Genomic DNA, 15,417 nt, shown 5'->3' with positions numbered 1-15,417 from the left:
TGGAGCCCACACACGAAGCTGAGCGATCTCAATCTTCTCGGCCAGCGAAACAGAGTCCGAAAGAGTATCGCCCCATCCTCCCACCGTTCAGGTACATGTCGACGAAACAGCTCACGTTTACCCGTCGGCTTGCTGTCTCTGTGTGGGTACTTGGACTCATAGCGTGGATCACATTTCGAGGATGGCCTTTTGGCCGATCAACGCTCTTTATCGTGTTGACTAGCGGGCTTGCTGCACTGTCGATCGGACGCCGCCACCTCTATCAATTGATCGTTGATTGGAGCCCGTTCTTCCTGTTTCTCGTCGCGTATGACAACACGAGAACATGGTCTTTGCAGCTTGGACTGCCCGTTCATTGGCACTTAGCTCCGGATATCGATAAGGCGATGTTCGGCGCCGTCCCCACGGTCTGGTTGCAGGAGCAGATTCGCTTCGAGAACCCGCCGTGGTGGGAACTTATCTTGGCCATTGTCTACATCTCTTACTTTGTGACGCCATATATTATGGCCTTCGGCGAATGGCTCCGGTCGCGCGCCGATTTCGCGCGCTTCGCTGCCGGCATGTTGACGGTGTCGTTCATTGGTCTTATCGGCTATGTATTCGTTCCTGCCGCGCCCCCCTGGGCTGCTGGTCGATGCGCACCTGCGGATGTTGCCGACGGGCCGCGCAGTGTCCGATGCATGTTCGTCGACGATCACGCTGGTGAGGGATCCATCCTGGGCCCTGTTCACGCAAAGCACGACGACACTCACCCGTGGGTTGAGCGCCTGAGTGCTCGCGGGTGGGAGAAGCTTAATCACCTCAGTTTCTCGGCGGCCGTGGCCCATGCTGAGGAAACCCCGAGCGATGATGAGACCAAGACGATCGCGGCCGATACGTCGGAGGGTGACTCACAGTCGTCGACCTCGACCTCAGACGAATCTTCAGGGATTGGTGCGCTGATAGAACGCGGTCAAAAGGAATCGAACCTTGTGGCGGCTATCCCATCCCTCCATGCTGCGCTCACTATGTACTTAGCGACGTACATGTTTGCGCGACGACGTAAAAAACTCGGTGTTGTGTGCCTTATCTACGCCTTCGCAATGGGCTTTACTCTGGTCTTTTTTGCTGAGCACTACGTGTTTGACATTTTGCTGGGTTGGGGCATCGCGATCGTTGTTCCGTCCGTCGGCGTCACCCTCGAAAAGTGGTGGATTCGGAATAATCTGAGTAGCCGGCTCCCGTGGGAACGTCGCGCATCGAATCCGAACCGCGAACTAGCCAAATCGCTGAGCTAGTGATCAAAGCTCTATCTAAGCCCCCTTAGGGGGCTTTTTTAGTTTGGCCTCGTGTGAGTGCAAACGGAGCCACAACCGGGGTGTCATCCGCCCCCCTCCGACCCGAAGCGTCTGTCACGATCCGCATTTCTCTATCGACCCAGATAGAGCCCCTCCTGCGGCGCGACGCGCTGTGGGGCCGGGATCCACAATGGTGACACCACGTCTACCGCTCCTTTGGCCCCCTTGATGAGCATGGCCCGGAATAGTGGGTAAACGCTGACTGGCTGTGGCTCCGTCGGCATGGCTAGGTTATACGACCGGCAGTCGTTTTCTACATCCAGTTTTACAATGCCTTTCAATAGACCTTTCTGTCTATTATCAGATTAATCTGGCACCGGTTACACAACGATAAGTTATTTCTATTCCAGCCATACTAAAAGTCCAGCTCTTAGCTGTTATCCATCCGTAACTCGTTTGTTACATTGCTAATCGTAGAAACGACCCTCAGGTCCCTTAACTGAATTATGGTGCGAAAATTACCCTATTTCGGGGTTGATTGAGGTGGCAGGAGGACCGGGATAGACCATGCCGCTCACTTGTCGTTGTGACTCAATTACGCCCGACGCATCGTGGTAGCAGAGCACCCCACCATAAGAAAAAGGCCACCCCACCATAAGAAAAAGGCATAGAAAAACTCCGCCGGTGAGTACCGACGGAGCTATTCGACTATGACTATTCCAGGCGCAGAGACTTCCCTACCGCGCACCGAATGTCATGATTCGTCATTCGACTGCGAACGCTGCACTTCTCCAGCGATATCATCCAAAACCGCGTTGACATACGCCGGGGCAACATCCGTTGAATACTCCGAAGCCAACTCGATTCCCTCAGAAACTGCGACCTTCGGAGGCACTTCCTCATTGTGAAGCAACTCCCACGTCGACACCCTCATGACAGCTCGGTCAACAGCAGGGATACGGTCCAAACGCCACGTCGAGGACAAGTGAGAGGCAATCGCGGAATCTATGCCATCCAGGTTCTCTGCAACGCCCGACACGATCGTCGCCGTGTAATCGGACACGGGTAAGACGCCGGATTCCGGATCCTGAGACAGTTCTCGTCGCTGCTCGACGACATACACAGGATCTTGATCTCTAAATTCCGCCTCGAACAAAATGTCGACGGCACGGCGGCGGGCTTTATACCTCGACCCATGCCGCTTGAATCCACTACGAGTGGACTTTGGCCGCTTCTCGGCGGAAGACTGATCACCCTGCCGGGTATGGTCGCCCGTCTCATTCTCTATGGGCGTGTCCGCAGATGAGGGTGCTCCAACGTTGTCGTCTGCCACGTCCACGTTCCTTAGTTATTCACGCGTGAAAGGTAGGAGCCATCACGCGTATCGATTTTCAGGACATTGCCGGTCTCAATGAAGAGAGGAACCTGCACCTCTGCTCCGGTCTCGAGGGTCGCTGGCTTCGTGCCACCCGTCGAACGGTCACCCTGCAAACCGGGATCGGTGTGCTTGACCTTCAGTTCCACGGAGACAGGCAGCTCGACGAACAGGGGCTGATCCTCATAGAAAGAGACCTGGACAGGCATGTTTTCCAACAAGAACCGAGCACCGTCACCCATCAGCTCCGGCGAAAGAGGAATCTGCTCGTAGTTCTTATCGTCCATGACCACGTAATCTGTGCCATCGTTGTAGAGGTACGTCATATCACGGCGGTCTACCGTCGCGGTCTCAACTTTGACACCAGCATTGAAAGTCTTGTCAACGACTTTCCCGGATACAACGTCCTTGAGCTTGGTACGGACGAACGCTGGCCCTTTACCCGGCTTGACGTGCTGAAACTCCACAATCTGCTGAAGTTTGTTGTCAAGTTTCAGAACTAGCCCATTTTTGAAATCGGCAGTAGTTGCCACTGAAAACTCCTCATCCTTCAGGACACACCATGATCCTGAGATATCGATGTCACATAACCTTGGCACTTCGTGAGTGGATATCGACAATCCGGGTTGGCTCAGCCCATTCCACTACCGTGACGAAGACCTCGTACACGATCTACTCTACTAGACGACGGTCAGCGCCGGACTGCTGGTATTGAGTGGCCGCGAACCGTCCTCGGTGACCACCAACGTGTTTTCAATTCGTGCCCCTGACAGACCGGGTACGTAAATTCCGGGTTCGATGGTCAGGGTTTGGCCGGCGTCAATGGTCTTTGATTTGTCGGTACGTGAGGCAGAGTATGGCCTCTCATGGACGTCGAGTCCCACTCCATGACCGGTCGAGTGGACGAAATACTCGCCATAGCCTGCGTCGTCGATAATGTCGCGGCACACCTTATCGATAGCGAACAGACCTGCTCCGGGCCGTAGCGCCTCACAACCGGCAAGGAAAGCACGATAGACAGTGTCCGCAATCTCGCGCTGCTTCTCCGGGGGCTCCCCGACCGATACCAATCGAGTCTGATCAGAAGCGTACCCGTTGAGGTACACACCAAAGTCAATGGTGATGAGGCCCTTCGGGATCGGGTCAGTACTTGCGCTGTGGTGCGGTTTTGCACCATTAACTCCCGACGCCACGATCGTCTCGAAGGAGATTCCGTCTGCGCCGAATTTCCTCATGCGGTACTCGAGTTCGGCAGCCACGATGTTTTCGGGAACGCCTTCGCGGATGACTTCATCCTCAAGAAGTGACAACCATGACTTATCGGCCACGGCAGCTGCAGCGTCAAGAGCGGCAATTTCGGATTCATCTTTGGTCATTCTCAAATCCTCAATGAGATCTTGAGTGACCGTGTACTCGTCTAAACGCTGTGCTTCACCAAGGCTGAGACTGGTTTCAACGCCTATTTTCCCATCGAATGCTTTCCGAACAGCAGGAACTGTGTCGCGTTCGATAAGAACTTCAATGCCGGGGGCTTCGTCGGCGACCTGGGTGGTGTATCGACCATCGGTACCGAGGAGTTCCTTGCCATCAGTGGTCAGCAGGAGTGCTGCGTTTGATCCACTAAACCCCGTGAGATAACGAACATTTTTTAAATTAGTAACTAAAAGAGCAGGTACATCGGCCTTGTTAAGCAACTCTCGCGCCGTATCTCGGCGTTGAGCATAAAGTTTTTCACGATCCATCAATCAATACCTCCTGAATAGTGAAGTATTAGCAAAGTTTTACTTGTCACCGCGCGCAAGGAAATCCAGGGCGTAGGCGTAGCCCTTAACTCCCAAACCCACAATAACCCCGCGGGCAATCGGGCTCAGATAGGAATGCCGTCGGAAATCCTCACGAGAATGCACATTTGAAATGTGGACTTCTATAAAGCCCGCACCGTCAGCGATCTCAGCCAACGCATCGCGGAGGGCCACCGATGTGTGCGTCCATCCCCCCGGATTAATAACGACGGCTTCGCCCTCATCGGCGGCACGATGAATACGATCGATCATGTCGCCCTCGTGGTTCGACTGATAAAAGCTCACGCTAATACCGAGGGATTCAGCGCGTTCGCGGAGCATATTTTGGACGTCCTCGAGCGTCGTGGATCCGTAAATTCCTGGTTCCCGTTTGCCCAGCCGATCCAGGTTGGGGCCGTTGGCAACTAATACTCGCAAGGCTGGCTTCTTATCAGTAGTCACTACGACTCCCCTCTGTTATTCATGCGCATAAAGGCAGTCTGAAGGTCCTCATAACTAGGCCCTGCTAGCCGAATAGGACGTGGGAGCTGGCTGGATTTATCCGCGGCCGACAACCCACTACCCGTGTCACCATCGTGGGAATCCGAATCATGGGAAGAAAGGATCACGAATCGGATCTTGCCGTCCCTGTTCTTCTTATCCATCTTCATGGCATCGATGAGATCATCGAGCGAGGCAGCATCATAGTGTGTAGGCAGACCCAATGATTGAAGAATCGTTCGATGCTGTTGCACGACCGCGTCACTGAGATGCCCCGTCACGCAGGCAAGTTCTGCCTCAAAACACATTCCCACAGCGACCGCATGACCATGAGGCCATGTGTAGTGCTCGACCTTCTCAATGGCGTGGCCAAAAGTGTGACCGTAATTGAGAATTTCACGCAAGCTTGATTCTTTAAGATCTTGCGAGACCACCGAAGCCTTAACAGCGATGCTTCTGCGAATTAACTCGGGTAGGTCTCCGGCTACATCGAGACACTGATCGGGATCACGCTCATAGAGTTTGGTGATCTCCGGATCCGCAATAAACCCGGTTTTCACGATTTCTGCGCTACCCGCGACGATCGCCTCAGAAGGAAGATCGTTAATGAAGTCGAGATCAACGAATACAGCCGATGGCTCGTGGAAAGCACCAACCAAGTTTTTCCCGGCCGGTGTATTAATGCCGGCTTTTCCGCCGACGGCCGCATCGACCATTCCCAATACCGTGGTCGGCACTTGAATGACATCGATACCGCGCATCCATGTCGCTGCCACAAATCCACCGACATCAGTTGCCGCGCCGCCGCCAACGCTGATAATCGCATCCCGTCGGCCCACGCCATGTTTGGCGCACTCGTCCCAGCACCGAGTGACGACGTCGAAGGTTTTCCCTTGTTCAGCGTCGTCAATTTCTACGAGGAAGGAGGATATATCGCGCGCCGCCAACGTATCGCCTATGCGATGGGCTGCGACGGCAACTGTAGGTTGATGGATAATTCCGACTTTTGAGTAGGAATCGGCTGCAGCTCCGATTGAGCCTACGAGGTCGTGGCCTATCACGACGTCATACGGTTTATTGCCGTTCACCGGGATTGTCCACGGTCCTGTACCGCTTGCCGTGTGGATCGACTCACGACTGGGTGTACTCATAGAAATTCCTCTACTGCAACAGCGGATTCGTCAGCGGTGTCGGGGATCATCGACCCCCGGGACTCGCTGGTTTCAAGATAATTCAGAATGCTGGCGACGACTTTCTGGGGGCCACGGCGGTCACTCCGAATGCGAAGAGTCGCGACCTCCTCGTAAAGGGGGCGACGTTGCTCATCCAAATCGCGATAGCGTTGCTCTGGATCCTCTGACTGCAGCACAGGCCGGGTGAGGGAGCCGCGGGTGCGTCGATAACCTTCTTCTGCGGACACTTCCAGGAACACGACTTCATGGCCGACGAGGCGTCGACGAGTCACCGGCGAAACAATTGCCCCCCCACCGAGCGCAACAATGCCTCCGGTAGTCAAGGCATCGGCAATGACGTCCTCTTCCACTAACCTGAATTGCTCTTCACCCAGATGGTCATAAATTCGGCCACACGTCATTCCGCCCCATCGTTGTTCAATGAGTTCATCAGAGTCAACGAGGTCGAGGCCGAGAGCACGGCTAAGCCGACGTCCGATAGTGGACTTCCCGGCACCAGGCAGACCAATCAATACAACCCGTGGTTTCATTCACTCTCCTACCCCTGAGTCAAATCTCAAGCGTTGACTCACCTGATGAAGATAGCTTTGAACATTGTGCTTAGTTTCCGCAAGGCTGTCACCACCGAATTTATCCAAAGCGGCCTGTGCCAACACAAGGGCTGCCATCGCTTCCGCGACGACGCCAGCGGCGGGAACAGCACACACGTCGGAACGCTGGTGGATGGCAGATGCCACGTCACCAGTTTCCATATCAATGGTGGATAATGCTCGCGGGACTGTAGATATTGGTTTCATCGCGGCCCGCACTCGGAGCGTTTCGCCATTGGTCATTCCGCCCTCGAGGCCACCGGCACGGTTCGTCAGCCTTGTGACGTGCCCGTCGTCGCGAACCATTTCATCGTGAGCTTCCGATCCACGCCGACGAGCTTCGGCGAATCCATCGCCTATCTCGACCCCCTTAATGGCCTGAATGCTCATCAATGCGCCAGCTAAACGGGCATCCAAACGAGTCTCTGCCGACACATGCGATCCCAATCCGATAGGAAGGCCGTCGACAATAACCTCAACGACGCCGCCCAAAGTATCCCCGGCTTTTTTGGCCGCCTTGATTTCGTTAATCATGGATTCTTCGGCCCGCGGGCTAAAAGCGCGTACAGGGGATTCGTCGATGCGCGTGAGATCACTAAAGTGCGGCTGGGCTGTGTCGTCGACCTCCGACGCGCCAATACTGACGACGTGGCTAAAGACTTCAACGCCGAATACTTCACGGAGGAAAGAGCGAGCAACGGTGGCGATAGCTACCCTGGCAGCAGTTTCCCGCGCAGAAGCCCGCTCCAAAATATTTCTCGCGTCATGGGCCCCGTACTTCACCATGCCAGCGAAGTCCGCGTGACCAGGACGTGGCCGAGTGAGTTGCGCTCCCCGGCCGGAGTCCAGAGCTGCCTGGACATCTGGATCGTCACGGTCAATTGGATCTTGCGCCATGACGGTGGTCCACTTGGGCCATTCCGTATTGCCAATCACGATGGTGATAGGGCTACCCAACGTGCGGCCGTACCGTACACCAGTGAGAAGTGTGACTTCATCTTGTTCAAATTTCATCCGTGCACCACGGCCGTACCCCAGACGACGTCGTGCTAGATGATAAGCCACGTCCTGTGTTGAGAGTGGGACGCCAGCAACCATGTTTTCCATTGTGGAGACAATCGCTTCACCATGCGATTCTCCGGCGGTGCTCCAACGCAACATACAGTCATTCTTCCACGTAGTAGCCATGTAAAGCTATCAGAATTCTAAATCTACAAGCTTGGGTTGTCAGAGGGACGATAACGGGTGCATCGTTCCTCGCGGGACTGACCCGGTCTGCCTGTATTGAATGTGACCGTTTTACATCATCCCCGTCATAGTGGCGACGACTACCCCACCCATCATCGCTGGAATGTAGGCTATTTCTGGTGGTCCATGGCGGTACACGGTGTACAGGCTGCATACTATCGAAATGATGTTGACGCAGCCTATAGCCACAATGACCAGCAACACTCCCCCATGTGTGAGCCATGCTCCGCATGCCGCACCAACTAACATATCTGCGCCACCAATTCCCGGCCGTCGGGAACCAAGGAATGCCCCCACTAAGCCAACAGAGGCGTAGAGACCTGACCAGATGGCGGAACAGCACAGCACGTCCTTCCACTCGTGAAAAAGCCACGATTCTCCGGCAACGACCATCGCAGAACCGATCAAGGTTAGACGCCATGGGATGAGGCGATATCGACAATCGAACCACACTACCCCCAGCGCCCAGAGGACGCTCACCACAACGAAAGCGGCCACACAAGTGTCATGGGGCGAGAGGGCCGGGCCTAGTAAGAGCGGATGCTCACTCTGTTGCATGGTAGCGATTTCATCACGATCAGAAAGGGCAGAGTGATCCTATTCGCGCTCACGAACACCGAAGCTGTGGATAAAACAAACCTGTGGATAACTTCCGGCACTATCTCACCGGAATAGCTTTAGGTCGTACTTTCTGGAGTATCGAGCACCCCGACGGGGACCCCGGAAGCTTTTTCCAAGGCCTGTCGCATCGCCGCTTGAGGAGCTTGATGCCCGGTGAACTGCTCAAATTGGCTGAGCGATTGGTAAAAAAGCATCGTCGTTCCGCCGACGCACGGCGTTCCTACCGCGAGGCAGTGCGATATCAGTGGCGTCGGCCATGGACTGTAGATCACGTCGCATACCGCCGAAGCCTTCGCTAATGGCTCTGCGTAGGGTTCTGCTGCCATCGATGGGACTGTTGACACCAGGACGTCGGCATTCGCACACGCCTTCTCTGAGTGCTCGAACAGTGTCCATGAAAAGTCGATACTCAGTTCTTCCGCTAGCGGACGGAGTTGTTCCGCGCGCGATGATCGAGCTACCACAGTGACGTTGCGGCACCCCAACTGAGCAAGAGCCCATAAAGCAGGACGTGCGGTACCACCGTTACCCACGATGACAGCATTCGTGACCATCGCTGAATGGGAGTCGTTCCCGGAGGAAGATGAGGTCTTGGCTGTGAGAAGCTCCCGAACGGCTCCTACTACGCCCTCACCATCGGTGTTATCTGCACGCCACTGAGTTGATCCAGAAATGCTACCTCTTGACGGCCCGTCAGCGCCTGCTAAGGGCTTTTTCACCAGCGTATTGGCAGATCCGATGAGCTTCGCGCGTTCAGTGACTTCGTCCGCAAAATCCAGGGCTTCGAATTTGCCCGGCATGGTGACTGAGAAGCCCTCATACTCAGGGCCCAAGGAATTAATCGTGTTTTTGAGTTCGCCTTTGGGGCAACGGATACGTTCGTACGACCAATTCTCGAGTCCAGCCGCCCGAAAGCCGTTGTCGTGGAGCACGGGCGAAAGAGAATGCTGGATAGGATCTCCCAGCACTGCGGCATAATGCCGATTGAGGTCCTTTCGTCTGTCGCTACCTCGACACTCTTCGGAACTAACGGGCACTGTCAAGCACTCCACTTTCTTGGGCTTTTTTAATCGCGGCCTCGTGATCGGAGAAATCGTGGCTAAACACGGTTGTCCCATTCTTGTTGATCGTCACGAAGTACAGCCAATCGCCGTCAGCAGGCTTTTCCATCGCGTGCACCGCAGATAGCGATGGCGATGCGATGGGTGTCGCAGGCAATCCTTCCATTGCGTACGTGTTCCACGGAGTCTTTTTCTCACGGTCCTCGTTAATCGTCGCGACCTCTTGCTCGTCCAACCCGTAGTTAACCGTCGAATCGAACTCGAGTTTCATCGGTTTATCAAGGCGGTTCTTAATAACTCGCGCGACCTTCGCAAAATCCTGCTGGGGCGCTTCACGCTCGACGAGTGACGCAGCTGTCAGTAGTTGATATTCGGATAGCCCCACGGTTTGCGCTGCTGACGATAATCCCGTGCCTTCGTATGCCTTAGCACCTTCGGTGACCAGTGTTTTGAGAATATCTGTGGGCGATGCTGTGGGGTCAAAAATGTGGACGCCGGGGTTGATAAGCCCCTCCAACCGTTTGGAATCGTTTCCACGCGCAGACACTGCTTTGGATGCCCATGATGGAACGCCCAATTCCTCTAAACTGCTATTCGCCGCCGCTTTTTCAAGATCACTAGTAGAAACACAGTCACTATCTTTAGAAACGCACGCTTGTTTAGCAACTAAAGAAAAAATGCCTGCCCGTGTCTGTCCACCGACAACATGGACATCGTGCAAAGTAGCCCCGCTCGGAATGTCGACGACCCCTCGTCGAGCTTCGTCAGACATCAGCGCGTCGATAGCAGCTTGAGACGACATTTTTTGGTGTAGGACATAATAACCTTGCTGCAAGTTAACAGCATTGCCCTTGCTCTTTGCCGCATTCATCAAAGAACGACGCGACGACACGATCTTCTTGTCCACCAACGTCGAGGACAGCGAGGAAATCGTGTCACCTTCATCCACTCTGACCAGGGCCGACGCTGAGTTTCCGTTCCCCGAAAAATCGTCCTTGTCCCCCGCTACGTTGTGGTACACGACGTAAGTAATCACGCCGGCCAACAACACAGCTAATGCCACCGTCACGGCTATGGCGTTTTGTTTATGCCCAGTAAGATGACGGCGACGACGTGTTCGGCTCGATGGCACAAATTCTCCTAGCTCCGGGGACAGGGAAAATAGATACAGGACAAATAGATAACTGTAGCCATTCCACTAAATCAGAGAGCGTGGACGTATTCAACTACCACAAATGCTCTCTGACTGTCGAAGAATTGCTACTTTTGGTTGGCGGTCAACACCATTCCGCTAACGTCGCGGACGCTGATCTAACCAGGTCTGGAGGATCTCAACCGCCGCAGCTTGATCGATAACCGATCGCCCCTCTTTAACACTGATACCAGCGTCGTGGAGGTTGGATTGAGCCATCACGGTAGTCATGCGTTCGTCGACATATCGAATCGGTACATCGACGCCGTCGCGTTCCAGTCGACGACGGACGCGGAAACCCACATCCTGAGCGTGTTTAACCGATGAGCCGGCGGATCCGTCCAACATCCTTGGCAACCCCACGATGACTTCAACCACCGAGTAGTCGTGCGCGAGCTGAACGATGGAATCAATGTCTTCGCCATCGGGCCCACGCCTCTTAGTCGTCCGCGCGACGGTAGAGACCGGCGTGGCAAGAATGCCATCGGGATCACTCACAGCAACGCCGATACGAACCGTGCCAACATCCAACCCCAAGCGGCGACCGGGTCCAGGATCATCCTCTCCTGGACGGTCAGGGACAATGTTTTTCACCAATAAATTATCCCTGCTTCTTAAGGTCATCGAGGACGGCATCCAGTGCGTGCGAGATGCCGGTGGCGTCCTTACCCGAGCCCTGGGCCATATCGGGCTTTCCACCGCCGCGACCATTGACTGATTGGCCGATAGTTTTCACGAGCGAGTTCGCGTTGATCCCGTTTCCGGTTGCCTGTTCGTTCGCTGACACGACGAAGGGCACTTTATCGCCAGTAGAACTGATCAAAATGACGACTGCAGGCTCATTGCCTAACCGGTTTCGGACGTCTAGCGCCATCGGACGCAAATCCTTGGCCTCCACGTCCGACACACTCTCAGCTACCACCGTCACGTTGTTGAGACGCTGGGCATGAGCCACGAACTCGTCCGCCTTAGATTGGAGAGCCTGCTGGTGGGCACGTGCAACAGCACGTTCAGCGTCGTGAAGGCGAGCAGCTAACTGGTCGACGCACTCAGGAACGTCATCGGTTGGTGCCTTGAGCGACGTCGCCACTGTGGTCAGCGTCGACTGCTGCTGAGCCAGGTAACGGAATGAATCCATGCCTGTATAGGCCTCAATGCGGCGAGCACCGGATCCCACTGACGATTCGCCTAGAACAGCGACGGGTCCAACCTGTGATGCGTGGTCAACGTGTGTGCCACCGCAGAGTTCCATAGAGAACGGGCCACCAATTTCGACGACGCGAACCCAGTCACCGTAGCTTTGACCGAAGAGCGCCAGAGCCCCCATCTTCTTTGCCTCGTCGAGGGAGGTCTCAATGGTGTTGACGGTGTAGTCGGCGTCCACCGCGGAATTGGCGATGTCCTGAATATCTTTCAACTGGCCATCGGTAAGCGGGCGATTGAAATTGAAATCGAACCGCAGGTAGCCAGGCTTGTTCATAGACCCAGCCTGGACCGCTGTTGGCCCCAACACCTGCCGCAGAGCAGCGTGAATCAGGTGCGTACCCGAATGGGCTTGGCGTGCAGCATGCCGCCACTGGGGGTCAACTTTGCCCTCCACTTTCATCCCGACGGCGATCTCGCCACCGGTTACCTCGGTCTTGTGCACCCACAGTTTCTTACCGATCTTCTGCACATCGTTGACCTTCAAACGAGCACCGGCCGTCGATAGTTCTCCATGGTCAGCCATTTGCCCGCCGGACTCTGCATAGAAGGGGGTGCGGTCAAGAATGACGTCGACGTGGTCGCCCTCAGTTACTTTTTCAACGAGCTGACCATTGGACACCATCCCCAGGATGGTTCCCTCATCTTCCAGGGTGTCATAGCCGGTAAAGACCGTCGCATGATTGTCGACGAAGGGGCGATACACCGACAGGTTGGCGTGTCCGTGTTTCTTCGCACGGTTGTCGGCCTTAGCCCGGGCTTTCTGGTCCTGCATGTGACGATCGAAGGCGTCACGATCCAAGGTCAGCCCTTGCTCGCTAGCCATTTCTGCAGTCAGGTCGACGGGGAAACCGTGCGTGTCGTGCAGGGTAAAGGCGTCGGAACCGGGGAAAACAGTCTCACCGCGGGCTTTGAGATCCTGCGCAATGGTCGTGAAGAGCTTTTCGCCCGATTCCAGCGTCGCCAAGAATGCGCGTTCCTCGGCTACGGCGGTGGACCGAATGCGCTCCCAGTTGTCTTCGATCTCGGGGTACGAGGGGGTCATGGTGCGACGGACGGTTTCCATGAACCGCTCCATGGTTTCGTGCGTCGCGCCCAAAAGACGAGCGGACCGAACAATACGGCGCAGAAGGCGTCGCAAAATGTAGCCACGGCCCTCGTTGCTGGGGGCAACTCCGTCGAGAATGAGCATCAATGCGGTACGGCAGTGATCGGCGATAACTCGGAATCGGACATCATCTGCGTGACGTGCCCCGTAGCGAGCTCCCGTCAATTCTTCGGCAACGTCGATAACTGGGCGAAGGAGGTCGGTCTCGTAGACGTTGTCAACGCCCTGCAGGATGCAGGCGACTCGCTCGATACCTAAGCCGGTATCAATGTTCTTCTTCGGGAGTGGCCCAAGAATTTCGAAATTCTCCTTGCCGGTCCCCTCGCCGCGCTCTTTTTCCATGAACACGAGGTTCCAGATTTCGATGTAGCGAGTGCCATCGACAACAGGGCCGCCTTCTTTACCGTATTCCGGTCCGCGGTCGTAATAGATTTCGGAGCTGGGGCCACACGGTCCGGGGATTCCCATCGACCAATAGTTATCCGCCATACCCAGACGCTGGATGTGCTCACGCGGAATACCTATCTTGTCGTGCCAAATGTCGCCAGCTTCGTCGTCATCCTGATAGATAGTGACCCACAACCGATCAGGATCAAGGCCGAATCCCCCGTCGTCAATTGAACTGGTGAGCAGCTCCCAGGCGTGGGTAATTGCGCCTTCCTTGAAGTAGTTTCCGAAGGAGAAATTGCCCGCCATCTGGAAAAACGTGTTGTGACGCATTGTGATACCGACTTCGTCGATATCCAGTGTGCGCACACATTTCTGGATAGAGGTAGCCGTATTAAACGGAGGGGTTTGTTGACCCAGGAAGTACGGCTTGAAGGGAACCATTCCCGCGTTAACAAAGAGCAGGTTCGGATCGTCCAGGATCAGCGACGCGCTGGGGACGGACGTGTGCCCAGCTTTAACAAAGTGTTCCGTGAACCGTTCCCTGATCTCGTGTGTGTACACGAACGAACCTCGCTTTATACATGGTGAAGCTCCACAGTCTATCGGCCGCCGTACGACCCCAGAGGGTGAAAGCCACGCAGCGCATGAGCGCCTGATGGTTAACATCCTCGGATGACCGTAGTCCGACAGGTGCGGGCTGACGTTAACAAAATGGTCGGTAAACACTGTACCGTCTAGCCAACAGAGTACAGCGTGCCGCAGTACTAAGGACAACGGGCTTCGGACTATACAGAACGGGATAGATCAAGTGCGTTAGCCGACGGATCTCTGAGCCAAAATACCCACCGGATGTTTGGAAAGCTGCGCTTGGTCTACTTCACGAAGCCTTCCTCGCGGAGCCAATCCCACGCTACCTCAGAGGGTTCATCGCCATCGACGTCGACTTTCGCATTGAGATCTTGAAAAACGTCATTGGTCAGTTTTTGTGCCACCGGCTCGAAAAGGGGCTCTAGCTGCGGATACTTCTTGATGAGGTCAGTCCGGAACACGAGAGCCACATTGTACTTGGGGAAGAAATGCTGATCATCTTCCAGATTTCGCAAGTTCAGCGCTTTAATACGACCATCCGTTGTGAAGACTTCACCAAAATTGCATCCTCCCCGATCAGTTGCGGAATAAATAGCGCCTGTATCCATTAATGAAATGTTGGACGAAGGCACTTGCGGAATCCCGTATTTCGCGAGCATCGGCTGGAAACCGTCATTACGATTGGCAAACTCTGCCTCGAGGCAGAACGTTCGCTCATTCAGGGGAAGATCCTTCAGCTGAGAAATCTTCGTGATATTGAGCTGCTTAGCTTTCCCCTGCCGTATTGCTAACCCATACGTATTGTTCATTGGAGCCGGCGGTAACCAGGTTAAGCCGTTCTTTCTATCAGCATCGCGAACGGCAATGTACTGCTGATGGCTATCCTCAATAGGATCATCGTGACCGAGATACGAGATCCATCCTGTGCCCGTGTATTCCCACTGCATGTCAATATTTCCGCGAAGCATCGCAGATCGAGCACTATTGGATCCTGGGATATTGGTCAGATCGTCAACATGCGCACCCGCAGATTTGAGAAGTGTGACCGCAATTTTCCCCAATACAATTTGCTCAGTGAAGTTTTTGGATCCCACGGCGACATGGGCTCCATCAACAGACTTTCCTTCGACGGGACCCGCTAGCTCACCATTGTGGGTGAACCCTCCCGACGTGCCCAATCCGCACGCAGTTAGCGAACCGATCAAGAACACCGATAATACGGAAGCAACGATCGTGTACACGGCCCTCCCCACTGAGTAAGTAACGCGCTCACCTTTAACCGGCCATCT

General features: G+C 54.9%; 14 protein-coding genes. 1 reads left to right on the top strand and 13 read right to left on the bottom strand.

Translation table 11 applies throughout. The annotated features are described in order from the left end of the window. Nucleotides 1-95: 95 nt before the first annotated feature. A complete protein-coding gene (locus ACWORE_RS03205; protein WP_455302519.1) occupies nucleotides 96-1,277 on the top strand; it encodes a phosphatase PAP2 family protein in 1,182 nt (393 codons plus the stop codon). Between the two features lie 754 nt (nucleotides 1,278-2,031). Here the strand turns inward: ACWORE_RS03205 and nusB are convergent. The 13 genes from nusB to ACWORE_RS03140 form a co-directional block, all read right to left on the bottom strand. Further along, nucleotides 2,032-2,610, bottom strand: coding sequence for a transcription antitermination factor NusB (gene nusB, locus ACWORE_RS03200; protein WP_455302518.1), 579 nt, complete (start codon nucleotides 2,608-2,610; stop codon nucleotides 2,032-2,034). A gap of 11 nt (nucleotides 2,611-2,621) precedes the next feature. After that, nucleotides 2,622-3,185, bottom strand: coding sequence for an elongation factor P (gene efp / locus ACWORE_RS03195; RefSeq protein WP_012731637.1), 564 nt, complete (start codon nucleotides 3,183-3,185; stop codon nucleotides 2,622-2,624). A gap of 147 nt (nucleotides 3,186-3,332) precedes the next feature. After that, a complete protein-coding gene (locus tag ACWORE_RS03190) occupies nucleotides 3,333-4,394 on the bottom strand; it encodes a M24 family metallopeptidase (protein ID WP_455302517.1) in 1,062 nt (353 codons plus the stop codon). A 39-nt stretch (nucleotides 4,395-4,433) separates the two neighbouring features. Further along, nucleotides 4,434-4,871, bottom strand: a complete 438-nt coding sequence (gene aroQ / locus ACWORE_RS03185; RefSeq protein WP_406606067.1) for a type II 3-dehydroquinate dehydratase — start codon at nucleotides 4,869-4,871, stop codon at nucleotides 4,434-4,436. A gap of 23 nt (nucleotides 4,872-4,894) precedes the next feature. Further along, the gene (aroB, locus tag ACWORE_RS03180) at nucleotides 4,895-6,085 is read right to left on the bottom strand and encodes a 3-dehydroquinate synthase (protein WP_455302516.1); all 1,191 of its coding nucleotides are present in this window, start codon (nucleotides 6,083-6,085) and stop codon (nucleotides 4,895-4,897) included. Beyond that, a complete protein-coding gene (locus tag ACWORE_RS03175) occupies nucleotides 6,082-6,657 on the bottom strand; it encodes a shikimate kinase (RefSeq protein ID WP_406604588.1) in 576 nt (191 codons plus the stop codon). The genes aroB and ACWORE_RS03175 overlap by 4 nt, the downstream gene beginning before the upstream one ends. Then, entirely contained in the window at nucleotides 6,658-7,878 is a 1,221-nt protein-coding gene (gene aroC, locus ACWORE_RS03170; protein ID WP_455302515.1) for a chorismate synthase, read from the bottom strand. Nucleotides 7,879-8,016: 138 nt separating this feature from the next. Continuing rightward, nucleotides 8,017-8,523 (bottom strand): prepilin peptidase, encoded by a 507-nt coding sequence (locus ACWORE_RS03165; RefSeq protein WP_455302514.1) that lies wholly within the window; start codon nucleotides 8,521-8,523, stop codon nucleotides 8,017-8,019. A 119-nt stretch (nucleotides 8,524-8,642) separates the two neighbouring features. Beyond that, nucleotides 8,643-9,623, bottom strand: a complete 981-nt coding sequence (locus tag ACWORE_RS03160) for a shikimate dehydrogenase (RefSeq protein ID WP_455302513.1) — start codon at nucleotides 9,621-9,623, stop codon at nucleotides 8,643-8,645. Continuing rightward, nucleotides 9,613-10,779, bottom strand: coding sequence for an endolytic transglycosylase MltG (gene mltG / locus ACWORE_RS03155; RefSeq protein ID WP_455302512.1), 1,167 nt, complete (start codon nucleotides 10,777-10,779; stop codon nucleotides 9,613-9,615). Before mltG ends, ACWORE_RS03160 begins: the two co-directional genes overlap by 11 nt. A 159-nt stretch (nucleotides 10,780-10,938) precedes the next feature. Next, nucleotides 10,939-11,463 carry a Holliday junction resolvase RuvX gene (ruvX, locus tag ACWORE_RS03150; protein WP_455302511.1) on the bottom strand — a complete coding sequence of 175 codons (525 nt, stop codon included), beginning with the start codon at nucleotides 11,461-11,463 and terminating at the stop codon, nucleotides 10,939-10,941. Beyond that, nucleotides 11,441-14,101, bottom strand: a complete 2,661-nt coding sequence (gene alaS, locus ACWORE_RS03145; protein ID WP_455302510.1) for an alanine--tRNA ligase — start codon at nucleotides 14,099-14,101, stop codon at nucleotides 11,441-11,443. Before alaS ends, ruvX begins: the two co-directional genes overlap by 23 nt. A 311-nt stretch (nucleotides 14,102-14,412) precedes the next feature. Next, nucleotides 14,413-15,360: a glycine betaine ABC transporter substrate-binding protein gene (locus tag ACWORE_RS03140; protein WP_455302621.1), complete on the bottom strand. Its 948-nt coding sequence runs from the start codon at nucleotides 15,358-15,360 to the stop codon at nucleotides 14,413-14,415. Between the last annotated feature and the right edge of the window lie 57 nt (nucleotides 15,361-15,417).

This window comes from Corynebacterium sp. c7Ub_26 (assembly GCF_053760365.1).
The sequence above is the reverse complement of the archived record's forward strand: the minus strand, read 5'-3'. Positions and strand labels throughout refer to the sequence as shown.

What these genes read in the sequence shown, in the direction of transcription:
- aroB (WP_455302516.1), bottom strand. Translation starts at nt 6,085, where the DNA reads ATGAGTACACCCAGTCGTGAGTCGATCCACACGGCAAGCGGTACAGGA.
- ACWORE_RS03175 (WP_406604588.1), bottom strand. Translation starts at nt 6,657, where the DNA reads ATGAAACCACGGGTTGTATTGATTGGTCTGCCTGGTGCCGGGAAGTCC.
- ACWORE_RS03165 (WP_455302514.1), bottom strand. Translation starts at nt 8,523, where the DNA reads ATGCAACAGAGTGAGCATCCGCTCTTACTAGGCCCGGCCCTCTCGCCC.
- ACWORE_RS03205 (WP_455302519.1), top strand. Translation starts at nt 96, where the DNA reads ATGTCGACGAAACAGCTCACGTTTACCCGTCGGCTTGCTGTCTCTGTG.
- ruvX (WP_455302511.1), bottom strand. Translation starts at nt 11,463, where the DNA reads ATGACCTTAAGAAGCAGGGATAATTTATTGGTGAAAAACATTGTCCCT.
- aroC (WP_455302515.1), bottom strand. Translation starts at nt 7,878, where the DNA reads ATGTTGCGTTGGAGCACCGCCGGAGAATCGCATGGTGAAGCGATTGTC.
- ACWORE_RS03190 (WP_455302517.1), bottom strand. Translation starts at nt 4,394, where the DNA reads ATGGATCGTGAAAAACTTTATGCTCAACGCCGAGATACGGCGCGAGAG.